We start from the raw sequence: 24,231 nt of genomic DNA on the forward strand, positions 1-24,231 counted from the left end.
GCCCGGCCCTCTCGGCAAGAGGGCCCGGGCCGCAATTACGGCCTGCCCATCGGCTCGGGCGCGCCGGCAGCCACATCGGCCCGGCTACCCTGCCACCAGGCCATGGCCGCGCAGCCCGCCGCAAACACCGCCATCACCACGATCAGCGAATGCGGCGTTTCCTTGGGCAGGGCCGCCAGCAGCAGCGAAGAGACGATGCCGCTGCCGTACTGCAGCGACCCGATGAGGGCCGCGGCCGATCCGGCCAGCCCGGGCGGCACGCCATCGAGCGCGGCCGCGGTGGCGCTGGCCGCAATCACGCCGTTCATGGAAAAGAACACGAATACCGGCAGCACCACGCCCGGCAGGCCGCCGATGCGCAGCTGCGCGAGCACCACACCCGCGAGCATGGCCAGCGCCGCCACCGTGCTGGCGGCGCGCAGCAGCCGGTCCAGGCTGAAGCGGCCGACCAGCTTGCGGTTGATCAGGCTCATGGCCATCAGGCCGATGATGTTCAAGCCAAACAGCCAGCCGTAGTGCTCGGGCGCGACGTGAAAGTACTCGATGTACACATGCGGCGAGCCGGTGATGAACGCGTAGGCGCTGACATAGAACAGCGTCACGCACAGCGTGTAGCGCATGAACACCGCATTGCCCAGCAGCGCGCGGTAGTCGGCAAACGCCGTCAGCGCCGAACTCGTTGCCCGGCGCTCCACGGGCAGCGTCTCGGGCAGGCGGCGCAACGCGAACAGCATCAGCACGCCTATGCCGGCGAGCAGCCAGAAGATGCCGTGCCAGGAGCCCAGGCGCACGATCTGCCCGCCCAGCAGCGGCCCGGCAATCGGCGCGATGGCCATGATCACCGTCAGCGTGGACAGCGTCTGCGCGGCCTTGGTGCGCGGATACAGGTCGCGCACCATGGCGCGCGCCAGCATCGGGCCGGTGCAGGCGCCAAAGGCCTGGAACATGCGCCACAGCACGATCTCGCCCAGGGTCTGCGACAGCGCGCAGCCCACCGAGCCGATCACGAACAGCAGCACACCCATGACCAGCGGCCGGCGCCGGCCTATGCGGTCGCTGACCGGCCCCCAGATGAGCTGCGCCAGCGCGAAGCCGACCAGAAAGCTGGTGATGGTCAGCTCCATGTTGCCCTGCAGTTCGCGCGCCATCTGCGGCATTGCCGGCAGATAGATGTCGGTGGACAGCGAGGTGAAGGCCATCAGCGCGCTGAGAATCAGCAACAGGCGCAGTTCGCTGACCGGGCGCGCCGGCGTCGCTGCCGGCATCAGGCGGCTTCGACGGCCAGCGAGGCCATGTCGATCACGAAGCGATAGCGCACATCGGCTTTCTCCATGCGCTCGAAGGCTTCGTTGATCTGGTCCATGCGAATCATTTCGCAGTCGGGCAGGATGTTCTTGCGCGCGCAGAAGTCCAGCATTTCCTGGGTTTCGCGTATGCCACCTATGGGCGAGCCCGCAATGCGCCGGCGCCCCAGCAGCAGCGGCACGGTGTTCATTTCCTCCAATGGGCCGATCTGGCCGACGATGACCAGCGTGCCGTCCACGTCCAGCAGCGGCAGGTAGGGGTCAAGCGCGTGCTTGACCGGCACGGTGTCGATGATCAGATCGAAACCGTTGGCCGCCTGGGCCATGGCCTGGGGATCGGACGAGGCCAGCAGCCGGTGCGCGCCCAGTGCCAGGGCATCGGCTTTCTTGTCGCTGCTGCGGCTGAGCACCGTCACCTCGGCGCCCAGGCCCACGGCCAGCTTCACCGCCATGTGGCCCAGCCCGCCCAGGCCGATCACTGCGACGCGGCTGCCCGCGCCCACGTTCCAGGTGCGCAGCGGCGAATAGGTGGTGATGCCGGCGCACAGCAGCGGCGCGGCGCGCGCCAGATCGAGGCCCTCGGGCACGCGCAGGCAGAACTCCTCGCGCACCACCAGGTGCTTGGAGTAGCCGCCTTGGGTGTTCTCGCCGCTGATGCGGTCGCGGCCCGCATAGGTGCCGGTATTGCCCGCGCGGCACAGCTGCTCCTCGCCGCGGCCGCACTGGTCGCAGGCCATGCAGCTGTCGACCATGCAGCCCACGGCCACATGGTCGCCGACCCGGTACTTGCCGACCTTGTCACCGACCGCCGTGACCCGGCCCACGATCTCGTGGCCCGGCACGATGGGGTAGTAGCTCCAGCCCCAGTCGTTGCGCGCGGTGTGCAGATCGGAGTGGCAGACCCCGCTGTAGAGAATTTCCATCGCCACATCATTGGGCCGCAGGCTGCGGCGCTCGAACTGGAACAGGGCCAGCGGGGAATCGGGGGTATAGGCGGCGTAACCGGTGGTTTTCATGGTCGACTTCCTTGGCAAGAATACGGCAGGCGCGCAGGTCGCGCCCGGGATGATTGCCACTTTAGGCCTTGGAACCGGGCGGCACTAGCCCGCAATGGCTTGAAGGATTGACAAGCTGCACTTGCCAAACGGGCGGCAAATACCAGGACTGCATGCCCGGTTGAAGGGCATCAAGCGTCAGCCTTGCGTGCCGCTGGCCGCTTCGCCGCAGCCAGACGCCGGCGGCGCTGCAGCAATAGCAGCGCGTAGTGGCTCAGACAGATGCACAGTCCGGCCACCGCCAGGCAGTGGCCAAAGAAGCCCGCCACCGAGGCCTCGAAATTCCACCAGTCCAGCGACATCTGGAACAGCAGGCGCGAGCGCAGATCCAGCACCTGCGCACTGAACAAGCCCTGCACGGCGATGCCCAGGGTCAGCAGCCGCAACACCAGGGCGCGCAGCGCGTTGGGCCGGGCAATGCCCAGCAGCTTGCGCGCCACGCCCATGAGCAGCGGCCAGCGCAGGCCCAGGTGAACCGCCACGATGAGCAGCAGCCAGTAGGCAATGCCTGCATGGATCTGCCGCGCAATGAAATCGTCCTCGAGCCGCAGACCCGCAAACAGCGTTTCGGAAATCAGCAGGCTGCTAGCCAGCAAGGCCAGCATTCCCGCCAGCAGCACCATGGTCAGCGCCGTGTTGAACGGGTCGCGGCGCGCGCACTGCCCCTTGGCCAACCCGGCAAACCAGCGCCGGTGAAACAGGTTGTGCACGACGAGCAGCAGGAAAATGGCCGCACCAGCCCATTCGTGGGTGGCGTTACCCTGCCAGAAGTAGGCAAAGGCAAACAGCAACAGGCCGGCGACGCCGGCGTCAAGCGCCAGCCTCCAGAGAAACAAGGCATTCAAGGCAAAGCTCCGGCTACTCTATGGGCTGGCCGCGAAACCGCTGCAGGCTGCGCGCGGTAAACAGATAGTTCTGGCCTTTTTGCGAGGAATGGCAGGACATGCAGCGCGCGGTGTTTTCCTGCAGGTTGATCTTGCGATCGGGCCAGAACCACTGGAACTGCCAGTCGCCGGTGCGCTGGCGCGGCTCGAAGTCCGCGCCCCAGGCCGGCCCTTTTTCCATCACGAAATAGCGAAAGATCTTCTCGTCCCGGTAGTCGGCCAGCACGAAATGCGTGCCGTCGGGCACGGGCAGGCCTTTCTGTATCGCCTCGATCGCCTGTTGCGTGGTGGAAATATGCTCGGTGACATTGCCGCGCTTGACCGTTGTGTAGTGCACCAGCTTGTCGAGCGGCGGAAAGGTCACGCGGTTGGCTTCGGCCTGCGCCGGTACGGCCAGCAGCGCCAGCGCGGCCACGGCCCCGGCACGCGCGGCGATGGGAAAGATATCCATGGCTCGATTCATCGCCCGGTCATCTTCAGCGCGGCTTCGGGCAGGCGCTCGCCCTGGATCTCGATCTTTGCCACCTGTGCATTGATCTGGCTGAGATCGTCCGCGCCCAGCGCGAGCTCTACCGCGCCCAGATTCTCATCCAGGCGATGCAGCTTGGTCGTACCGGGGATGGGAACAATCCAGGGCTTTTGCGCCAGCAGCCAGGCAAGTGCCACTTGGGCTGGCGTGGCGTTCTTGCGCGCAGCGACCGCTTGAACGACTTCGACCAGAGCGCGATTGGCCTTGCGCGCCTCGGGCGAGAAGCGCGGCACGAGGTTGCGAAAATCCGTCGCATCGAACTGGGTGTTCTCGTCGATCTTGCCGGTCAGAAAGCCTGCGCCCAAAGGGCTGAACGGCACGAAACCGATGCCCAGCTCTTCCAATACAGGTAAAAGCTCCAATTCCGGACCGCGCCAGAACAACGAGTATTCACTCTGCACGGCCGTCACCGGCTGCACCGCGTGGGCGCGGCGTATCGTCTGCACGCCCGCCTCCGACAGGCCGAAATGCAAAACCTTGCCCTGGGCAATCAATTCCTTGACGGTCCCGGCCACGTCTTCGATGGGCACGTCCGGATCCACGCGGTGCTGGTACAGCAGATCGATGCGATCGGTACGCAGGCGCTTGAGGCATTGCTCGACCGCAGCCCGGATATGCGCCGGGCGGCTGTTGGTACCCGGTCCGCGCTCACCGGTCACGGGGTTGATGTCAAAGCCGAACTTGGTGGCAATCACCACCTGGTCGCGAATCGGTTGCAAGGCTTCGCCGAGCAGCTCCTCATTGGCGAAAGGGCCGTAGGCCTCTGCGGTATCGAAGAAATCGATGCCGCGCTCATGGGCGGCGCGGATCAGCGCAATCATGTCCTTGCGGTCTGCGGCAGGGCCGTAGGCCGAACTCATGCCCATGCAGCCCAGGCCAAGGGCCGAGACTGCCAAACCGTTTCCCAATGTGCGTTTTTGCATGGTGTGCATCTCCTGTGCGCCCGACCCCGGCTGTAGCGGGGGACAGGCTGAAATCATCGCGCGGTTGCGTCACTACTGAATGTAGCGATCGGGTATTGCCACGACTAGACAGGAAAATCTACAAATACTTGTGAAGCCAATTCATGAATACCCGGCGCTGGGCCGCGCCCAGCCAGCGCACAGTGCCTGTTCGCGCAGCCTGCACACGGGATCCCGAAAATCGCAATGGACAGCGCGTGCAGCCGCTTCCTACACTGAATCCGTCAAGCGCGGATGCCACGGCCACACGGTCCAGCACAGCCCATCGCTGTGCTTTCTCGATCCGCAACGCAGCCAGGCGGTCATGGCAGCAAGCCGCACTTGCACCCCGTCAGTCCCAGCGCGCCACAGAAGCCGCGGGCCGACGCACCCGCCAGTCCACGATCCACCCCGAGGAGACAAGCCTTGCATGACATCCCATTGCCCGCCGCCATGGCGACCCAGCCCCCAGCAGCAGAAAACCCCAGGAACTTGAGTCCTCTGGGCGTGAGCGCGGCCAGCACCTTGAACTACACCCCGAGCACACGCGGGCTGGCGCCCATCCCCCCCTCCGAACAAGGCCTGCCCACCATCACCGCAGAGCCGTACTTCAAGGTCTCCGACGGCATGGTGGCGCTGGAAGGGCCGGCCTTCGACCGGCAGGGCAATCTGTACTTCGTCGATGTCTACGCCGACAGCGTCCTGCGCCTGACGCCTCGGCGCGAGCTCTCGACGGTCTACACCCAACCCGGCCTGCGCCCCGCAGGGATTGCCATCCATCAGGATGGCCGAATTTTTGTAGCCGGCATTGGCGACTTCAACGCCGGCAGCATCATCGCCTTTCACCCCGATACCGGCCAGGTTCAGTCCATTGTCGCGCCCAGTGCCGGTTATGTGCCAGACGATCTGGTCTTCGATCGGCAGGGCGGCATCTACTTCACCGACTTCAAGGGCTCGTCGACCCAGCCCACGGGCGGCGTGTTCCACGTCAGTGCCGACGCGCAGACCATCACACCCATGCTGCCTCAGATGGCCTCGGCCAATGGCGTGGCGATCAGCCCCGACGGCAAGGTGCTCTGGGCCACCGAATTCTGCAATTCGCGCCTGCACCGGGTAGACCTGGTCGATGAAGTGACGGTGGCCCACTTCGGCACCACCGTTCCCTACCATTTCGTCGGCCGCGCACCCGACTCGATGCGCACCGACTCGGCAGGCAACGTCTATGTGGCGATGTACCAGCAGGGCCGATTCCTGGTGTTCAGCCCCTACGGCATGCCCATCGGCCAGATCCTGCTGCCAGGACGCGAGGACAACCACTTCCTCAAGAGCACCAGTCTGGCCTTCGTGCCCGGCACGCGCGACGTGGTCATCACGGCCCGCGACGAGCTCGGCGGGCGCGGCTCGGTGATTTTCCGTGCGCGCGGACTGGCCGCCGGCACGACCTTGTTCTCCCACCAATGAAGGAACACAGCATGGATCAGGAAGGAAACTGGCTGGCCCTCTCGGGCCGGGTCTGCGTGGTCACGGGGGCCGGCAGCGGTATCGGTGCCGCAACGGCACGTCATCTGGCAGCAGTGGGCGCTGCCGTGGCCGTCATCGACCGCCATGGCGAGGCGGCCGCTGCCGTGGCAGCAGAGATCGTCCAGTCGGGTGGCAGTGCCATCTCTATCACCGCCGACGTGTCAGACCCCGAAGCCCTGGCCCACGCCGCCGCGACCGTGCTGCAGGCCCTGGGCCCTTGCCAGGTGCTGGTCAATAACGCAGGTGTGCTGCGCGGAGAAGCCTTGCTAAGTTTGTCCCTGGCGGACTGGAATCAGGTGCTGTCGGTCAACCTCACCGGCGCCCTGCTCTGCACCCAAGTCTTCGCGGCCCAGATGATCGAAGCAAAGCTTGCCGGCTCCATCGTGCATGTGGGCTCCATCACCGGCCACCACCCGCTGCCGGGCAGCGGCGCCTATGGCGTCAGCAAGGCGGGACTGGGCATGCTCTCGCGCATGCTGTCCCTGGAGCTGGCCCCGCATGGCATACGCAGCAACGCGGTCTCGCCCGGCCTGGTGCGCACGCCGCTCACCGAGCACTCCTACCAGGATCCCGCCGTGGCCCAGGCGCGCCAGGCCATGGTGCCCGCCGCACGCGTGGGCCTGCCGGCCGACCTGGCCAGCGCCATCGCCTTCCTGGCGAGTGACCGGGCGGGCTACATCACCGGGCAGGACCTCCTGGTCGACGGTGGCCTGGGCCAGGGTCTGCTGCGCAAGATACCCAGCGCGCCAACGCCGGCCGTTTGACATGCGCCCGGGCATTCGCAAAACACGGACGCCGGCTCCTGAAAATCGCCATGGACAGCGCCGGCCCGCGCTCGGACACTGAATCCACAACAAGAGCGCTAAGCATGGATCCCATGGCCTGACCGGACGGACCAATGCCTTACGACCGAATCTTTCTTCTCACGGGCTGCGCAGGCCTGGGGCCCGGAGAAGCGATCGCTAGCAGCTGTTTGCAGGAGACAAAAAATGAAGTTGATCAAAATGGCCGCGCCACTGGTCGCGGGTCTGGGGATTTCCATCGGTGTTCTGGGCGCGGCCCATGCCCAGACCGTGAAGATCGGCGTCATCGCCGCCTTGACCGGCGGCGGCGCGCCCTGGGGCATGGCTGCCGCCGAGGGCGCAAGGATTGCGGCCGCCGAAATCAATGCCAAGGGGGGCCTGGATGTCGGCGGGAAAAGGCAAAAAGTCGAAGTCATCGCCTATGACGACCAGTACAAGGCGGCGGATGCCGTGGCAGCCTACAACCGACTGGTGCGCCAGGACGGTGCCAAGTACGTGATCATCATGTCTTCCGCTGGCGCGCTGGCGCTCAAGCAGAACGTCGAAGACGACAGGATTCTTGCGCTGACCTCGTCCTATTCCGCCAAGGCCATCGACAAGAACAGCAAGTACATGTTCCGGTTGTTCAGCGACGCCTACGACTACCTGCCGGCGCTCATCGCCTGGACCCGGGACAATTACAAGGAGCGCCGGGTCTTCACCTTGAATCCGAACGACGAGACCGGCTGGGACCAGTCCAAGCTCAGCGAGAAAGTCTTCAAGCAAAACGATTTCACCATCGCCGGCCAGGAAGTCTACGAGCGCACGCTCAAGGACTTCCAGCCGCTGTTCACCAAGGTCATCGGCCTCAAGCCGGAAATCATCGACCTGGGCAGCACCCCACCGGCCACGGCCGGACTGATGATCCGCCAGGCACGCGAAATGGGCTACAAGGGAATGTTCATCAAGACCGGCGGTGCCGGCCCCAAGGACATCCTGGCCGGCGCCGGCAAGGAAGGCGTGGAGAACATGGTCAGCGTGCTCTACGCCGACCCGAAAAACGCCGGTTACCAGCGCGTTGCCGCCGCGTACAAGAAGTCCACAGGCCAGGAGCCCAACGAAATCGTGGTCCCCTTCTACGACGCGGTGAATGTGCTGCTCCAGGCCATGCAGAAAGCCGGTACCGCCAGCGATACCACCAAGGTGGCTGCGGCCTTTGGCAAGGCCTTGCCCATGGCCTCGCTCCAGGGTGATCAGCTGACCCTGGGGGGCAAGGCCCACATCGGCGCCGACCAGCAGATCGTGTCGACCATGTACATCGGCGTGATGAAGAACGGCGAAGCGGTCGTGGTCGGCAAGGCCAGATAGGCGGCCCAGCACGCCCGAGGCCGGCTCCTGGCCGGCCGCTCCATTTCAGCCCCGACGACAAGCCTCCCTCTGCCTGGGGGACAGGCCGTGGGCGCTGGCAACCCCAAAAACTCCTCCGCTCTGGGGTGGCGCCTGCGGTGCCGCCCCGCTGGAAACTCGCGACGGATCCTTCCGAATGCTCGAACAAATACTGGTCAATGGCCTTCTTGCCAGCCTGATCTACGTGATCATGGCGCTGGGCTTTACGCTGATCTTCGGCATCATGCGCATCGTCAACTTCGCCCACGGCGAGTTCTACATGCTCGGCGCCATGGTCGTGCTGTTCCTCTTTGGCGCTCTGGGCTGGCCGTTTTACCTGGCAGTGATCGCGGGCGGCGTGGTCAGCGCCTTGTTAGGTGTGGTGCTCGAGCGCCTGCTGTTCCGGCCGCTGGTCGGGGACGAGCTGTCCGGCATGATCATGTCGCTGGCCGTGGGCATCATCTTGCAATCGATTGCGCTGATCGCCTTTGGCCCAGCCGAACAGGCGATGCCGCGCCCGTTCTCCGGCACCTGGAGCCTGGTGGGTGCTGCCGTGCCCTGGGACCGAACGGTGGTGGCGATCTGCTCGCTGCTCATTCTTGCCGTCTTCTACCTGTTCCTCAAGTACTCCCGCCTGGGCCTGGCCATGCAGGCCGTAGCGCAAGACCCGCAGACCGCAAGCCTCATGGGCATCGAGTCCGGTGTGGTCTATGCCGCGGCCTTCGGCATCGCCTGCCTGCTCGCCGGCCTGGCCGGAGGCCTGATGGCGCCGATCTACACCGTCGGGCCCTACATGGGTGAGCTGCCCATGCTCAAGGCCTTCGTCGTGGTCATCCTCGGCGGCCTGGGCAGCCTGCCCGGCGCCGTGCTCGGCGGACTGCTGATCGGCCTGAGCGAGTCGGTACTCACCACCGCTTTCAATTCCACGGCGGCGTTGATCGCCTCGTTTGTCATCGTCCTGCTGGTCGTGATCACCCGCCCCACAGGTCTGCTGGGAAGGAGCACCCGATGAAACCTCTGCACATTTTCCTGGCCATCGTGCTGCTGGCCCTGGTGCCGTGGCTGCTGGACAGCCAGTATGTCTTCCACATCGCGACCATGATCGCCATCATGGTGCCCATGGCTCTGGGCATGAATCTGATGCTGCGCATAGGCCAGCTGACCATGGCCATGCCCGCCTTCATGGGCATTGGCGCCTACGGCAGCGCCCTGCTGGCGATACGTCTGGAAGTGCCGCCGCTGCTGGCCCTGCCCGCGGGCGCGCTGATGGCCGGCGTGCTCGCAGCCGCCGTGGGTCCGGTCTTCCTGCGCATCAAAGGCGTGTACTTCGTGCTGCTGACCTATGCCTTCGGTCAGATCATCAATCTGGTCTTCCAGGAGTGGACGGGACTGTTCGGCGGCAACAACGGCCTCTATGGCATCCCGAAGTTCTCGCTGTTCGGCCTGCGCCTGACGGCCACGCCACAGTACTACCTGATGGGACTGCTGCTGGCCGCGCTGGTCTACCTCGCGGTGCGTGCCATCGAGCGCTCCGACATCGGCGCCATCTTCCAGTCGCTCAATGAGAACGAAATGCTCAGCCGCGCCATCGGCTCCAACGCCATGGCCTGGCGCATCGCCGCATTCACGTTCAGTGCGCTGGCGGCGGGATTGAGCGGCGGGCTCTATGCGTTCTATATCGGCTTTCTTTCGCCCGATGCCTTCGGCTTCCGTCTGTCGGTGGACTTGATCGTGATCAACGCCGTAGGCGGCGTGCACTCGGCGCTGGGTCCGGTGCTCGGCGCGATCCTGATGGTGCCGCTGCCAGAAATGCTGCGCGATGCGCGCCAGTACCAGCTGCTGATCTACGGTCTGAGCCTGATGGTCTTTCTGATCTTCATTCGCAAGGGCCTGGCATCCCTGATCCAACGTCCACGGAGCGCTGCCTGATGGAAACCCTGCTCGATGTCAAGAACCTGACCCGCCGTTTTGGCGGCCTGACGGCCGTGTCCGACGTCTCCTTCTCTGTGGCCAAAGGCGAGATCTTTGGCATCATCGGCCCCAACGGCGCGGGCAAGACCACGCTGTTCAACGTGATTGCCGGCCATTTCAAACCGAGCTCGGGCAGCGTGCACCTGGCCGGCCAGGACATCTCCGGGCATGCCAGCGATGCCATCGCGCGCCGCGGCATGGCGCGCACCTTCCAGTCCGTCCACGTCTTCAGCGAGCACAGCACGCAGGAGAATCTGCGCCGCGCCCACGTGATAGGCCGCAGCCACAACCCCTTGGCCTACTTCGCCCGCCTGGCCCGGCCCTGTTTTGGCTGCACCCAGCTGCCCCTGGTGGCCCAGTTTGTCGGACTCACCGACCATCTGCAGAGTCCAGCCGGCAGTCTGGCCTACGGACTGCAGAAGGTCCTGGGCATAGGCATGGCCATGATGGTCTCGCCCCAGCTGCTGCTCATGGACGAGCCCGCGGCCGGCTTGAATCCCTCGGAAAAGAAAGCCGCCGGCGTGCTGATCCGCCGCCTGCGCGACGAGCTGGGCATCACCATCCTGCTCGTCGAGCACGACATGCCGCTGGTGATGGGGGTTTGCGATCGCATCCTGGTGATCAACCGCGGCAAGCCGATTGCCCTGGGCACGCCCGGCGAAGTGAAGTCCGATAAATCTGTGATCGAGGCCTACCTCGGAGAGGACTACGAGTTTGCTTGAAACCACACACCTGTGCGTCGACTACGGCGGCGTTCATGCACTGCGCGATGTCTCGGTCCAAGTGCCCGACAAAAGCGTGGTCTCCATCATCGGCGCCAATGGCGCAGGCAAATCCACCCTGCTCAAGACCATTGTCGGCCTGCACCGGCAAAGCAGCGGAACAGTCCTGTTGGACGGACAGGACATTTCGCGCCTCAAGCCCCACGAGCGTCTGGACCTGGGCATCGCGCTGTGTCCCGAGGGGCGCCGGCTGTTCCCTGACCTCACCGTCTACGACAACATCCGCGTCGGCGCCTACCGCATGCGCGACAGCAAGCTGTTCCGCCAGCGCCTGGAGTTTCTGCACGAGATCTTCCCGCGCGTGGCCGAGCGTGGCCAGCAGATCGCGTCCAGCCTCTCGGGCGGCGAGCAGCAGATGGTGGCCATCGCGCGTGCACTCATCAGCCAGCCGCGCATTCTGATGCTCGACGAACCGACGCTGGGGCTGGCACCCAAGCTCATCCTCGAAGTGGCCAAGCTGGTCCAGACGCTGCACAGCCAAGGCGTCACCGTCGTCATGGTCGAGCAGAACGCCAAGCTGGCGCTGAAGATTTCAGACCAGGCCTTCGTGCTGGAAACCGGCACGGTCACGCTGCAAGGCCGCAGCGCCGACCTGCTGCAAAGCGATGCCGTGCAAAACGCCTACCTGGGCGGCCAGGCCGCCTGACCGCCATGGCGAGGGCCAGCCCCTGCCGATTACATCAACGACCACCGGAGACCCACATGTCCACTTCCGTTTCCCCCGACCCCGCAATACAGTTTTCCAGGAGCCCGGCAAGCCCCAGCATTCGCATGCTGATTGCCGGCCAGTGGCGCGACGGCGAGCAGTTTGACGAAGTACGCAGTCCATCCAACGGCAGCCTGGCTGCCCTGGCGCCGGTGTCGAGCAGCCGTGATTGCGACGATGCCCTGGCCGCCGCCTTCCAGGCCAGGAAAATCATGGCCGCCATGCCCGGCTATGAACGCGCGGCGATGCTCAACCGTGCCGCCGACAAGCTGTTTGCACGCGCGCCCGCCATTGGCCACGCCATGGCGCTGGAAAGCGGCAAGGCCATACGCGACGCCGTGCTCGAGGTGCAGCGCGCAGCCGACACCTTGCGTCTGTACGCGCAGGAAGCCATTCGCATTCAGGGCGAACATGTGCCCATGGACTCCAGCGCCATTGGCGCCGGCAAACTGGGCATGGTGATGCGCTTTCCCGTGGGCGTCGTGGTGGGCATCACCGCCTTCAATGCGCCGGTCAACCTGTCTGCCCACAAGCTGGGCCCGGCGCTGGCTGCAGGCAACAGCGTCATCCTCAAGCCCTCGCCCAAGGCGCCGCTGGCTTTTCACCTGTTCATCGAAGCCGTGATGGAGGCCGGCATTCCGCCCGGTGCCATCAACACCCTGTACGGCGATGCCGTCGGCCCGCAACTGGTGGCCGACCCGCGCGTCGACTTCGTGAGCTTCACCGGCTCGGTGCGCGTGGGCAAGATCATCCGCAACGCAGTGGGCATGAAGCGCGTAGCCCTGGAGCTGGGCGGCGTCGGCCCGACATTCGTGCACCATGACAGCGACCTGACCGTGGCCGTGAAGACCTGCACACGCAACGCCGTGGCCATGGCCGGGCAAAGCTGTGTCTCGGTGCAAAACGTCTTCGTGCACCAAGACCGCTACGAAGCCTTTGTCGAAGCCGCCTGCCGCGAAATGGACACCATCCGCTTCGGCGACCCGCTGGACATGGCCACCGAAGTCGGCACGCTGATCGACGAGCAGGCCGCCATGCGCGTGGAAGGCATGGTCGACCGCGCCGTGGGTGCAGGCGCTTCGCTGCTGCGTGGCGGCCGGCGCCAGGGCGCACGCTACAACGGAACCATACTGACCAACGTCAACGCCCGCATGGACGCGGTCTGTGACGAGGTTTTCGGCCCGGCCATGACCATCCAGCCCTACGAGACGATAGAGCCGCTGTTCGAAGCCATCAGCGCCAGCCCCTACGGCCTGCAATGCGGCATCTATACCAACTCGCTGGACCTGGCGCTGTCGGCCATCAAGAACATCCGCACCGGTGGCGTGATTGTCAACGGCACTTCGCGCTGGCGCTCCGACCAGATGCCCTATGGCGGTGTCAAGGACAGCGGCATGGGCCGCGAAGGCGCGAAGTACTCGACGCTGGACATGACCGAAGAACGCTTCTTCGTCCTGAACTGAAACGCGCCGCGCCCGCACCACAAAACCGTCCCAGAGGAGACAAATATGCGAATGACCGCTGCCGTCATGTATGAACAAGGCTTGGCTGCGCCTTTTGCCCAGAGCCAGCCTTTCCGTATCGAAGAGGTAGAGCTCGAAGGCCCGGGCGACGGCGAAGTGCTGGTCGAAGTCCGCGCGGCCGGCCTGTGCCACTCCGACCTGTCCGTGATCGAAGGCCAGCGCAAGCGGCCCCTGCCCATTGTCGGAGGGCACGAAGGCGCAGGCATCGTGCGTGAAGTCGGCCGTGGCGTCAAAGGCCTGGCCGTGGGCGACCACGTGGCCATGGCCGGGGTCGCAGGCTGCGGCCAATGCCGTGTCTGCCGCGCGGGACGGCCCGGCCTGTGCCAGGCCGTGAGCGGCGCGCGCGCCGAAGGCCTGCTGGCCACGGGCAGCCGCCGACTGCGGCTGGCCGATGGCGGACGCCTAAACCACTACAGCGGTATCTCCGTCTATGCCCAGTACGCCGTTGTCGCGCCACGGTCGCTGATCAAGATCGATCACGCCGTGCCGCTGGACGTGGCAGCCCTGTTCGGCTGCGCGGTCGTCACGGGCGCGGGTGCGGTGTTCAACAGCGCCCAAGTCAAGCCCGGCGCATCGGTGGCCGTCATCGGCCTGGGCGGCGTAGGTCTCACCGCCGTGATGGCAGCGCGCGAAGCCGGCGCGGCGCGCATCGTCGGCATCGACGTGCTGCCAAGCAAGTTCGACCTGGCCAAGGCCGTGGGAGCCACCGATTGCTTCGATGCGCGCGACCCCGAAGTCGTGCCAAAAGTGCTCGCCCTGACGGACGGCGGCGTGGACTATGCATTCGAAATTTCGGGTCATCTGACGGCCCTGGAGATGGCACAAAAGATCACCGTGCGCGGCGGCGAAGTGGTGGGCGTTGGCATAGGCAAGAGCACTTCGGCCTTCACCACCTTGCAGCTGCCCTGGGTCTGCGAGGAGCGCGTGCTGCGCGGCTCCTTCATGGGCGGTGGCGTGCCGCAAGACGATGTACCCAAATACGTCGATCTGTACCTGCGCGGACGCCTGCCTGTGGACCGGCTGCGCAGTGACCACATCGGCTTCGACCAGCTCAACCATGCGTTCGACCAGTTGCATACCGGCGCCGTAGTACGGCAAATCCTGCTGCCGCACGGCAAGCTGTAAGCACTAGGGGAGGCGGCCAAAGAGCCGCCCCGGCCACCCGACATCGATCCAAAGGAGACAAGCATGAAGCGTTTACTCAACGGCCTGCTCATGAGCGCCGCGCTCGCCAGCGCCCCCGCGGCATTTGCCCAAAGCGACCGGTTTCCGTCCAAGCCCATCCAGGTGATCATCACCAGCACGCCAGGCTCGACGTCGGACATCATCACGCGCTTTCTGGGCACGGAAGTCACCAAGCAGCTGGGACAACCCATCATCGTCATCGCCAAGCCCAGCGAGAACAGTGTCATCGGCACCGACATCGCGCGCCGCTCTCCACCGGATGGCTACACCCTGCTGCTGGGCGGCAACACCTCGATGGCTGCCAACGTGCATCTGGTCAAGAACCTGTCTTACGACCCACTGCGTGACTTTGAGCCCGTGAGCCTGGTCTCCGTCAATCCGCTGCTGCTGGTTGTGCGCTCCGAGCTGCCCATCCAGTCCGTGCCGGAGCTCGTGGCCTATGCCAAGGCCCGCCCCGGAAAAATGAACTACGGTGTCGGCAATGCGGGTGGCAAGGTGGCCGTGAACCTGCTGAGTTCGATGACAGGCATCGATGCGTTGGAAGTGCCTTTCAAAGGGGCATCGCAGTCCGTGCAGGAGCTGATCGCCGGTCGGCTGGACTTCATGGCCGTGGATCCCATGGTGGTGGAGCCCTTCATCCTGCAGGGCAAGCTGCGGCCGCTGGCCGTCACTTCCGCCGTGCGCCTGCCCACCATGGACACCGTCCCCACCATGGCCGAAGCGGGTGTGCCGGGCTACGAATACTCCTCTTTTCTCGGGTTCTACGCTCCCAAGGGCACGCCCAAGGCCGTGATCGAGACGCTCAACGACGCATTTGTCAAAGCAGTCAACAGCCCCGAAGGCCAGGCGTTCTACCAACGCATGCGCATGATCTCCCGCACCTCCACGCCTGCCGGCCTGACGACGTTCACCAAGGAGCAGATCGCCAACTGGGGGCGACTGGCGAAGATCGCGGGACTGCAGCCCCAATAAGACCCCATCCAGCGCGGCGCCGGCCCTGCCGCGCGCATGCGCTCAACGGCTCGCGGAGTGGACCAGGGTCATTTCCGGCCATATAGCCTGGGTCGACTCCACGAAAGCGCGAATCAGCGGATCCTCCTTGCGGCTGGCCAAATGGGCCAGATACAGGGAAAAACTGGCAGGCTCGATGCTGGCAACGGCCAATTGGCCTTGCCTTGCGCCCTCTTCGGCCAGGTCGCGGCGCATGAGCATCATGCCGGCGCCGGCCAGCAGCAGATTGCGCGCGATGGCCGCATTGTCGAAGTGGATCACGGTGTTGAGCTCCAGCCCCTTGCTGGCGAACATCTCGACCAGCATCGAAGCATAGGCCATGCTGGAGTCATGGGGCGTAAGCCAGGGCAGCGCGGCCAGCTCGGCCAGCGTCGCGTTCTCGATGCGGTCCTTCCAGGCGACGGGGCCGGCGATCACGTATTCGATACGCGCGAGCTGGTAATAGAACAGGTCCAGGTCAATGGGCCGATCCAGCAGCAAACCGACATCGATTTCACCACTTTTGAGGCCATGGCGCGTGCCCGACGAGGGGCGCGCGCGCAGGTCCAGCTTGATGAGCGAATGCGTATTGCGCAGGTGCGTGATGATTTCGCCCACTTTGGTCGCCTGCGGATCGCTGCTGGTGCTCAGGATCAGCATCCCTTCGAGCTTGCCGTTGAGCTCCCGCGCAAACGAGGCAAACTGCGCGGCCTCGCCCAGCAAGGCCTTGGCCCGGTGAAACAGCAACTCGCCCGCGTGTGTCAGCTCCATGCTGCGATTGGTGCGGATGAACAGCTGCGTATCCAGATTGTCTTCGACAGCACGGATATGCGCGCTAGCGGCCGACTGGCTGATATGGATGCGTTCGGCAGCACGTGTCAGGTGCTTTTCTTCGGCAACGGCGACAAAGGTTCTGAGCTGGAAAAGGTCGATCAACATGGCCATGGCCCGAGTGTAGCCAGCTCCAGCGCAAAAAAGTGCTTCATGCACTCACTACGCTGGGTCCCAGCGCCGGCCCCGTTTTTCGTTCGCAATCCAAGCACACGGGGTCCCGAAAATAGCCTTGGACGCTGCAGGGGGTCCTTTCCTACACTGGATCGCATACAAGAACTACCGGTTTTCTCTTGTGTACTTCCAGGCTGCAGCCACCCATGGCGCAGCCGTGTAGACCACCTGAGCGGACAGCACCATGCGCAAACTTCTGATCTCCGAACTGCGATATTCCGACTGGCTACAGCCCGACGATGTGGTCGGCTGGCCCCAAGGACCGGGCGAGCCGCTCGCCCTCACCGAAGCGCTGATCGACCAGCGCGCGCAATTGCAATCGCCAGGCCTGCTGTTCGGCCTGACGCAAAGCGACACCCTGCGCCCCGAACTTGCCGAGAGCTTTGCTCTGCATGCGCTCAACGGCGCCGGCAGCAGCCGCCGCGTGACCGCATTTTCCGAAATCTATCCCGGCCATGTCAGCCAGATTCCAGGACTGTTGCGTGGCGGCGTTCTGCCTTTGGACGTGGTGCTGATCCAGGTCGTCCCCCTGGGCCGAGACAGCTATTCACTGGGCGTGATCTCGGACTTCACCCAGGCCATGATTTCCCGGGCCCGCGTCGTGATCGCGCTGCTCAATCCAGCATTGCCCGCCATGCTCGGCGATGCCATCGTGCGAGCCGAAGAGATCGACCTGCTGGTCGACAGCGACAGCCGCATCATCGACCTGCCCGACCCGGTACCTTCCGAAGCGGAACGGGCTGTGGCGCGCCAGGTGGCGGCCTTGATTCCCGATCGCGCCACCGTCCAGCTGGGCGTGGGCACGCTGCCGGCCGCCGTGGCCGAAGCCCTGATGCAGCACCGCGAGCTGGGCGTGCACAGCGGCGTGGTTTCTGACGTGCTGGTCGATCTGGTCGAAGCCGGCGTGGTCACCAATGCGCACAAAGGAAGCAGCGCCGGGAAGACCGTGACCGGCGGCCTGTTCGGCACGCAGCGGCTGCGCGACTTCGCCGCGACTTCCGGACTGGTGGAAATGCGCAATGTCGAATACACCCACCACCTCTCCGTGACTTCGGCGCTCGACCAGTTCCACACCATCAACTCGGCCATCGAGATCGATCTGTCAGGCCAGGTGAACTCGGAAATTGCCGCTGGCCGCTACCTGGGCGCCGTCGGCGGACAGGTGGACTTTGTGCGCGCCGGTGTGGCTTCGCGCGGCGGGCGCTCGATCATCGCCGTCCCTTCGGCCACGCCCGATGGCAAGCATTCACGCATCGTGGCTTCGCTGGCCGGGCGCCCCGTGACCACGGCGCGCAGCGACGTAGATGTGATCGTCACCGAGTTCGGTGCCGCCCATCTGCGCGGTTGCGGATTGCACGAGCGGGCGCGCCGCCTGATCGCCATTGCCCACCCCGACCACCGCGACGCATTGCAAGCAGCGCTCAAAAACTAACGACAACCGAAGGAGACAAGCCATGAGCCAAGAACAAGAAGTGCTGCTCACGCCCCTGGGAGAAGGAGTGTTCGAGATTCGCCTGAACCGGCCCGAGCGCATGAACGCATTGGGCGTGGCGACGGTCGCCGCACTGCAGCAGGCCGTGGCCGACGCCACCGCACAGCGTGCGCGCGTACTGCTGATCAAGGGCACGGGCCGGGCCTTCTGTGCCGGCGCCGACCTCAAGGAGCGCAAAGGCATGGACCTGCAAGGCAAGCTGGACCACAACGCCGGCATCAACGCCGCCGTCAACGCCGTGGCCGGCGCACGTTGCGTCACGGTGGCCGTGATCAATGGTCTGGCCTTGGGCGGTGGCCTGGAAATGGCGCTGGCCTGCGACCTGCGCCTGGCCGCGGCCGGCGTGAGCATAGGCCTCACGGAAAGCCGCGTGGGCGCCTTCCCCGGCGCCGGCGGCACGCAACGCCTATCGCGTGCCATTGGCCGCAGCCGGGCCCTGCAGCTGATGCTGACGGGCGAGCCGGTAACCAGCGAATACGCCGAACACATCGGTCTGGTCAGCGAAGTGGTGCCCGCCGAGGCACTAGACGCGCGCGCCCTGGCGCTGGGCCAGCTGCTGGCCAGCCGCTCGGCCACGGCCCAGGCGGAAATCAAGCGCCTCGTGAGCCAGGGGCTGGAACTGCCGCTGACCGCTGGCCTGCAACTCGAGCGCGCCGCCTTGCCCGGCATTTTCAGCTCGGTCGACTACTCCGAGGGCCTCGCGGCCTTCGCGGAAAAACGCCCGCCCCAATTCACCGGCGTCGTGCATTGAACCCGACGAGAAGCCAACGACTTCCCGCCCCCTCCCCCTCCCAAGGAAGACAAAAATGAGCACCCAACAACTCAAGATCACAGAAGAACAACGCGCCCTGATCGGTGCCGTACGCACTCTCGCGCTCGACAAGGACTGGCGTACCAACTCCATCAAGTACCTGGACGGCAGCTATCCCTGGGACAACCTCAACGACCTGGCCAAGCTGGGCGTGCTGGGCATGTCCATTCCCGAAGAATACGGCGGCACGGATCTGAGCGTTTTCGACACAGCGCTGGTGATGGAGGAAGTGTCCAAGCACTGCTACGCCACAGCCATGGCGCTGATGGGCATGCTGGGCGTTCAAGTGCGCGTGATCAGCAACTTCGCGCCCGAAAGCATGAAGCGCGACATCCTGCCCAAGGTCGCCAGCGGCGAAGTCCACCTGGCGGTGTGCATGACCGAGCCCCATGCCGGCACCGACGTGCCCAACTACAAGACCAACACCGTCATCCAGGGCGACAAAGCCATCGTCAACGGCGTCAAGACCCTGATCAGCCGCGCCAACGAGGCCGAATGGTTCGTGGTATTCACCCGCATCAATGGCACGCCGGGCCGCGAAGGCATTGGCTGCGTGCTGGTCAACCGCAACTCCCCGGGCTTCGAGGTCACCGCACGTTACCAGACCATGGCCGGCGAGTACCTGGCCGAGATCCAGTTCAACAACGTTGAAGTGCCGCTGGAAAACGTGATCCTGCGCGAAGGTGGCTTCAAGAAGCTGCTGGGCGCGTTCAACACGCAACGCTGCCTGAACCCCAGTGTCTCGCTGGGCATGGCCGAAGCCGCGTTCGAAGAAGCCATCAAGTACGTGCGCGAACGCAGCATCCGCGGTCAGGCCGTGGCCGAATTCCAGGGCATCCAGTGGAAGCTGGCCGAAATGTACCGCGACATCGAGGCCGGCCGCGCCCTGCTGTACCAGGCCGCCCTGTCGGCCAACCCCTTCCCCGACCCGCACATGGCGGCGGTTGCCAAGATGTTTGTGAACGAAATGGCGATCCGCGTGAGCAGCGAAGCCGTGCAGGTGCATGGCGGCTACGGCTTCACCAACGACTACCCGGTGTCCCGCATCTACCGCGGCGTGCGCTACGGCACTTTGGGCGGCGGCGCGACCGAAGCACTCAAGGACCTGGTGGGCAAGAAGCTGGTCAATGACTTCGACCCGGTGGACGGCTTCCTGTCGGTGGGAAATTTCTGAGAACGGCCCGCTCCTTCCCATTTGCACCTGCGCCTTGATGCCCCCGAAAGAACTTATGACGAATCCCCAAAAGCTCCGACTCTCCGAAGAACAACGCGCCTTGATCGGCACCGTGCGCAAGCTGGCGCTCGACCAGGACTGGCGCACCAAGTCGGTCAAGTACCTCGACGGCAGTTTCCCCACCGAAAACCTGCGTGAACTGGCCAAGATCGGCGTGATGGGCATGTCGGTGCCCGAAGAATACGGCGGCTCCAACCTGCCGGTGTTCGACACGGCATTGGTGATCGAGGAAATCGCCAAGCACTGCTACACCACCGCCATGGGCGTGATGAGCTCGGTGGGCGTGCAGACACGGGTGATCAGCAAATATGCGCCCGAGAGCCTGAAGCAGGAAATCCTGCCCAAGGTCTGCTCGGGTGACGTCAACCTCGCGGTGTGCATGACCGAGCCCCACGCGGGCACGGATGTGCCCAACTACCGCACCAATACCGTCATCCAGGACGACTGCGCCATCGTCAATGGCGTCAAGACGCTGATCAGCAAAGTGGACGACGCCGACTGGTTCGTGGTGTTCACGCGCATCAACGGCACGCCTGGCCGCGAAGGCATTGGCTGCGTGCTGGTCAACCGCAACACGCCCGGCTTCGAGGTCACGGCCCGCTACCAGACCATGGGCGGCGAATACCTGGGCGAGCTGCAGTTCAACAACGTCGAAGTGCCGCTGGAAAACGTGATCATGCGCGAAGGCGCGTTCAAGAAGCTGCTGGGCGCGTTCAACACCCAGCGCTGCCTGAACCCCAGCATCTCGCTGGGCATGGCCGAATCCGCGTTCGAGGAAGCCGTCAAATACGTGCGCGATCGCACCATCCGCGGTCAGGCCGTGGCCGAATTCCAGGGCATCCAGTGGAAGCTGGCCGAAATGTACCGCGACATCGAAGCCGGCCGCGCCCTGCTGTACCAGGCCGCCTTGTCGGCCAACCCCTTCCCGGACCCGCATCTGGCGGCGCTTGCCAAGATGTACAACAACGACATGGCGGTGCGCATCGCCAGCGAGGCGGTGCAAGTGCATGGTGGCTACGGCTTCACCAACGACTACCCGGTCTCGCGCATCTACCGCGCCGCGCGTTATGGCTCGCTGGGCGGCGGCGCGACCGAGGCGCTCAAGGACCTGATCGGCAAGCGCCTGGTCAAGGACTTCGACCCGGTGGACGGCTTTCTGTCGATGGGGACTTTCTGATGCGCTCACTCCTGTTTGTTCCCGCGCACGATGCGCGCAAGCTGGCCAAGGGGCTGGAATGCGGTGCCGACGCACTGATACTGGACCTTGAGGATGCCGTGCCCCAGGCCGACAAGGCCCGCGCCCGCGGCATGTGCGCGGAGTTCGTCGCCGCGCACCAGGCGCGCATGCCCTTGATCGTGCGTGTCAATGCCGCTTCCACGGGCATGCTGCTCGACGATCTGGCGGCCGTGGTCCGGGCCCGTCCCTACGGGATCATGCTGCCCAAGTGCGCCGGCAACGCCGACCTGCTTCAGGTCGATGCCTACCTGTCGGCGCTCGAGGCCCGCGAAGGCATCGCCCAAGGCACGCTGCGCGTCTTGCCCATCGTCACCGAAACGGCAGCTGCCATGCTGCAAATGGGCAGCTATGGCGCAGCCTCACCGCGGCTGTGCGGCATGTTGTGGGGTGGTGAGGATCTGGCCGCCGACATCGGCGCCGTGGCCAACAAGAATGCGCAGGGAGCCTACACCGCGCCCTATGTGCTGGCGCGCACGCTGACGCTGCTGGGCGCCTCGGCCGCCCAGGTGGCCGCGGTCGACGCCGTCTATACCAACTTCCGCGACCCCGATGGCCTGCGCGAGGAGGCGACACAGGCGCTGCGCGACGGCTTTTCCGGCAAGGCAGCGATCCATCCCGACCAGGTGGCCGTGATCAACGCCGCCTTCACCCCAGACGACAAGGATGTCGCGCGGGCGCACGAAGTGATTGCCGCTTTCGATGCCAACCCGCATACGGGCGCCATCTCCCTCCACGGCCAGATGCTGGACCGCCCGCACTACCGTTCGGCACAGCGCGTGCTGGCCCGCGCGCGCACCGCCCGTTAAGACGCAAGAAACACAGGAGACACCATGTCAAAGCAACACTACCCGCTGGACGGCATTACGGTCATCGACCTGTCCCATGTCTATAACGGCCCCTACGCCACGTTTCTGATGGCCATGGCCGGCGCGAATGTGATCAAGGTCGAGCCCTTCCAGGGCGAGCATCTGCGCAGCCGTGGCGACATGGGCGGCGCGGCCCTGCCGTTCGCCATGCTCAACTCGAACAAGAAGCCGGTCACGCTGAACCTCAAGACGGAAAAAGGCCGCGAGTTGCTGCGCGAACTGGTACAGCGCGCCGACATTCTGGTCGAAAACTTCGCACCGGGCGTCATGGACCGCCTGGGCCTGGGTGCCGACGAACTGCACAAGATCAACCCGCGCCTGGTCTATGGCTCCAGCTCGGGTTACGGCAAGGACGGCCCCTACCGCGACTACCCGGCGATGGATCTGGTGATGCAGGCCATGTGCGGTGTCATCGACTCCACGGGCTTCGCCGACCAGCCCCCCGTCAAGTCCGGGGCCGCGCTGTGCGACTTCATGGCCGGCATCCACCTTTATGGCGCCATCATGACGGCGCTCTACGAGCGCGAGCGCACGGGCATTGGCCGCACGGTGGAAGTGAGCATGCAGGACGCCACCTATGCGTCCCTGGCCTCCAACCTCGGCATGCTGCATGCACGCGGCGACAAGGCCCCGGCGCGCACCGGCAACCGCCACGGCGGTCTGGGTATTTCTCCCTACAACGTCTACCCCACCACCGACGGCTATGTAGTGCTCAACTGCCCGGGCGACCACCACTTCCATTCCGTGCTCGATGTGCTGGGCCGCCCGGATCTGAAGGACGATCCGCGCTTCGTCAGTCGCTCGGCACGCGTGGAAAACTTCGAAGCCGTCGACGAACTGCTCGAATCCTGGACCAGAACCCAGAGCAGGAACGAAGTGGCGCGGCTGATGCTGGAGAAAAAAGTGCCTTGCGCGCCGGTGCGCGGGCTGGCCGAAGTCATGCAGGACGAGAACATGCATGCCCGGGGCAGCTTGCAACGCATACAGCACCCCGAACTGGGCGAGGTCGTGGTGCCGCATTCACCGCTGGTCTTCGAAGGCAGCACGCGCCTGGAGATCGAGCCCAGCCTGCCACTGGGAGCGAGCAACGACGAAGTCTATGGCACCTGGCTCGGGCACACGCCTGAAGAACTCCAGGTCTTGAAGACCGAAGGCGTGATTTCCTAAGACTGGACCCGACCATGGCTTTGCCGCCTTCCGTAGAGCGCGAGGAATTGCACCACCGCAGCATAGACATGCGGGGCTACCGTCGCAGCGACGGCTTGTTCGATATCGAGGCACGCCTGATCGACCGCAAGACCGAGGACATGCACAACAGCCTGGGCCAGCGCACTTCTGCGGGGGACGCCATCCACCACATGCTGCTGCGCCTGGTGGTCGACGAGGATTTGCTGATCGTCGACGTCGCCGCCTGCACGCTGTCCGCCCCGTATGCGCAATGCCCCGAAGCGACGCTGAGCCTGCAGCGCATCAAGGGCTTGCGCATAGGCGCGGGTTGGTCCAAAGCGGTACGGGAGCGCCTGGGCGCAGCCCAGGGGTGCACCCATTTGACGGAGCTGCTGACGCCGCTGGTCACCGTCGCCTACCAAAGCCTCTGGCCCGTGCGGCAGGCGAAAGCCACGCAAGCGACGATCAAGATAGACAGCTGCCACGCCTATGCACACGCAGGGCTCCTGGTGCAGCATCTGCAACGCATGCAAGCCGCCGGGCCTGCCAACGGGCCTTGAATCCTCGGCAGGCGTCACGGCGCCTCGCCCCATCACCCTTTCATTGTGAAATTTTGCCCATGAAAATCATCGTCCCAGTCAAACGCGTGGTCGACTACAACGTCAAGGTCCGCGTCAAGTCCGACGGCACAGGCGTGGATATCGCCAGCGTCAAGATGAGCATGAACCCGTTTGACGAAATCGCCGTCGAAGAGGCCGTGCGCCTGAAGGAAAAGGGTGCGGCCGGCTCAGGCGCGGCCGGCACAGGCGCTGCGACCGAGGTGATCGCCGTGTCCTGCGGCGTGGCGCAATGCCAGGAAA

24 protein-coding genes are annotated in these 24,231 nt (G+C 65.0%); 18 read left to right on the forward strand and 6 right to left on the reverse strand.

All coding sequences use genetic code 11. The features are described from left to right. Positions 1-35: 35 nt before the first annotated feature. From RR928_RS08435 to RR928_RS08455, 5 genes are all read right to left on the reverse strand, one after another. The gene (locus RR928_RS08435; protein ID WP_332538321.1) at positions 36-1,265 is read right to left on the reverse strand and encodes a multidrug effflux MFS transporter; all 1,230 of its coding nucleotides are present in this window, start codon (positions 1,263-1,265) and stop codon (positions 36-38) included. Beyond that, the gene (locus tag RR928_RS08440; protein ID WP_332538320.1) at positions 1,265-2,320 is read right to left on the reverse strand and encodes an NAD(P)-dependent alcohol dehydrogenase; all 1,056 of its coding nucleotides are present in this window, start codon (positions 2,318-2,320) and stop codon (positions 1,265-1,267) included. Before RR928_RS08440 ends, RR928_RS08435 begins: the two co-directional genes overlap by 1 nt. A 170-nt stretch (positions 2,321-2,490) precedes the next feature. After that, positions 2,491-3,204 (reverse strand): DUF4405 domain-containing protein, encoded by a 714-nt coding sequence (locus tag RR928_RS08445; protein ID WP_332682166.1) that lies wholly within the window; start codon positions 3,202-3,204, stop codon positions 2,491-2,493. Between the two features lie 13 nt (positions 3,205-3,217). Beyond that, positions 3,218-3,694, reverse strand: a complete 477-nt coding sequence (locus tag RR928_RS08450) for a cytochrome P460 family protein (RefSeq protein ID WP_332538318.1) — start codon at positions 3,692-3,694, stop codon at positions 3,218-3,220. 8 nt (positions 3,695-3,702) lie between these two features. Further along, the gene (locus RR928_RS08455) at positions 3,703-4,695 is read right to left on the reverse strand and encodes an aldo/keto reductase (RefSeq protein WP_332548672.1); all 993 of its coding nucleotides are present in this window, start codon (positions 4,693-4,695) and stop codon (positions 3,703-3,705) included. A 444-nt stretch (positions 4,696-5,139) separates the two neighbouring features. Here RR928_RS08455 and RR928_RS08460 point away from each other — a divergent pair, with 444 nt between their 5' ends. The 10 genes from RR928_RS08460 to RR928_RS08505 all read left to right on the forward strand — a co-directional run bounded on the left by RR928_RS08460 (position 5,140) and on the right by RR928_RS08505 (position 15,541). Further along, positions 5,140-6,174 carry an SMP-30/gluconolactonase/LRE family protein gene (locus RR928_RS08460; protein WP_332538316.1) on the forward strand — a complete coding sequence of 345 codons (1,035 nt, stop codon included), beginning with the start codon at positions 5,140-5,142 and terminating at the stop codon, positions 6,172-6,174. Between the two features lie 11 nt (positions 6,175-6,185). Then, entirely contained in the window at positions 6,186-6,998 is an 813-nt protein-coding gene (locus RR928_RS08465; RefSeq protein WP_332548670.1) for an SDR family NAD(P)-dependent oxidoreductase, read from the forward strand. 225 nt (positions 6,999-7,223) lie between these two features. Beyond that, positions 7,224-8,384, forward strand: a complete 1,161-nt coding sequence (locus RR928_RS08470; RefSeq protein WP_332682169.1) for an ABC transporter substrate-binding protein — start codon at positions 7,224-7,226, stop codon at positions 8,382-8,384. A gap of 175 nt (positions 8,385-8,559) precedes the next feature. Continuing rightward, positions 8,560-9,414 carry a branched-chain amino acid ABC transporter permease gene (locus RR928_RS08475; protein ID WP_332538312.1) on the forward strand — a complete coding sequence of 285 codons (855 nt, stop codon included), beginning with the start codon at positions 8,560-8,562 and terminating at the stop codon, positions 9,412-9,414. Continuing rightward, positions 9,411-10,331, forward strand: coding sequence for a branched-chain amino acid ABC transporter permease (locus tag RR928_RS08480; protein WP_332538311.1), 921 nt, complete (start codon positions 9,411-9,413; stop codon positions 10,329-10,331). The genes RR928_RS08475 and RR928_RS08480 overlap by 4 nt, the downstream gene beginning before the upstream one ends. After that, on the forward strand, positions 10,331-11,095 hold the full coding sequence (locus RR928_RS08485; protein ID WP_332538310.1) for an ABC transporter ATP-binding protein: 765 nt from the start codon (positions 10,331-10,333) through the stop codon (positions 11,093-11,095). Before RR928_RS08480 ends, RR928_RS08485 begins: the two co-directional genes overlap by 1 nt. Further along, entirely contained in the window at positions 11,088-11,801 is a 714-nt protein-coding gene (locus tag RR928_RS08490; RefSeq protein ID WP_332538309.1) for an ABC transporter ATP-binding protein, read from the forward strand. The genes RR928_RS08485 and RR928_RS08490 overlap by 8 nt, the downstream gene beginning before the upstream one ends. A gap of 56 nt (positions 11,802-11,857) precedes the next feature. Further along, the gene (locus RR928_RS08495; RefSeq protein WP_332538308.1) at positions 11,858-13,324 is read left to right on the forward strand and encodes an aldehyde dehydrogenase family protein; all 1,467 of its coding nucleotides are present in this window, start codon (positions 11,858-11,860) and stop codon (positions 13,322-13,324) included. A gap of 45 nt (positions 13,325-13,369) precedes the next feature. Then, positions 13,370-14,509: a zinc-binding dehydrogenase gene (locus RR928_RS08500; RefSeq protein ID WP_332548664.1), complete on the forward strand. Its 1,140-nt coding sequence runs from the start codon at positions 13,370-13,372 to the stop codon at positions 14,507-14,509. Positions 14,510-14,572: 63 nt separating this feature from the next. Then, a complete protein-coding gene (locus RR928_RS08505) occupies positions 14,573-15,541 on the forward strand; it encodes a Bug family tripartite tricarboxylate transporter substrate binding protein (protein WP_332548663.1) in 969 nt (322 codons plus the stop codon). A gap of 42 nt (positions 15,542-15,583) precedes the next feature. On the opposite strand, the gene RR928_RS08510 is transcribed toward RR928_RS08505, so the two are convergent. Continuing rightward, positions 15,584-16,504 (reverse strand): LysR family transcriptional regulator, encoded by a 921-nt coding sequence (locus RR928_RS08510; RefSeq protein ID WP_332538303.1) that lies wholly within the window; start codon positions 16,502-16,504, stop codon positions 15,584-15,586. 244 nt (positions 16,505-16,748) lie between these two features. Between RR928_RS08510 and RR928_RS08515 the strand changes: the two genes are divergently transcribed. The 8 genes from RR928_RS08515 to RR928_RS08550 form a co-directional block, all read left to right on the forward strand. After that, positions 16,749-17,996, forward strand: a complete 1,248-nt coding sequence (locus tag RR928_RS08515) for an acetyl-CoA hydrolase/transferase family protein (protein ID WP_332538302.1) — start codon at positions 16,749-16,751, stop codon at positions 17,994-17,996. A 22-nt stretch (positions 17,997-18,018) separates the two neighbouring features. Continuing rightward, positions 18,019-18,807: an enoyl-CoA hydratase/isomerase family protein gene (locus RR928_RS08520; protein WP_332538301.1), complete on the forward strand. Its 789-nt coding sequence runs from the start codon at positions 18,019-18,021 to the stop codon at positions 18,805-18,807. Between the two features lie 55 nt (positions 18,808-18,862). Next, positions 18,863-20,041 carry an acyl-CoA dehydrogenase family protein gene (locus RR928_RS08525; RefSeq protein WP_332538300.1) on the forward strand — a complete coding sequence of 393 codons (1,179 nt, stop codon included), beginning with the start codon at positions 18,863-18,865 and terminating at the stop codon, positions 20,039-20,041. Between the two features lie 55 nt (positions 20,042-20,096). Next, positions 20,097-21,278 carry an acyl-CoA dehydrogenase family protein gene (locus RR928_RS08530; protein WP_332538299.1) on the forward strand — a complete coding sequence of 394 codons (1,182 nt, stop codon included), beginning with the start codon at positions 20,097-20,099 and terminating at the stop codon, positions 21,276-21,278. Continuing rightward, positions 21,278-22,144: an HpcH/HpaI aldolase/citrate lyase family protein gene (locus RR928_RS08535; RefSeq protein ID WP_332682174.1), complete on the forward strand. Its 867-nt coding sequence runs from the start codon at positions 21,278-21,280 to the stop codon at positions 22,142-22,144. The genes RR928_RS08530 and RR928_RS08535 overlap by 1 nt, the downstream gene beginning before the upstream one ends. 24 nt (positions 22,145-22,168) lie before the next feature. After that, complete coding sequence (locus RR928_RS08540) at positions 22,169-23,371, forward strand: CaiB/BaiF CoA transferase family protein (protein ID WP_332538297.1); 1,203 nt, start codon at positions 22,169-22,171, stop codon at positions 23,369-23,371. Between the two features lie 14 nt (positions 23,372-23,385). Further along, positions 23,386-23,931: a DUF2889 domain-containing protein gene (locus RR928_RS08545; RefSeq protein WP_332682176.1), complete on the forward strand. Its 546-nt coding sequence runs from the start codon at positions 23,386-23,388 to the stop codon at positions 23,929-23,931. 59 nt (positions 23,932-23,990) lie between these two features. Beyond that, a partial coding sequence (locus RR928_RS08550) for an electron transfer flavoprotein subunit beta/FixA family protein (protein ID WP_442881905.1) occupies positions 23,991-24,231 on the forward strand: 241 nt, incomplete at its 3' end.

Source organism: Comamonas sp. (assembly GCF_036666375.1).
Classification (GTDB): Bacteria; Pseudomonadota; Gammaproteobacteria; order Burkholderiales; family Burkholderiaceae_C; genus Comamonas.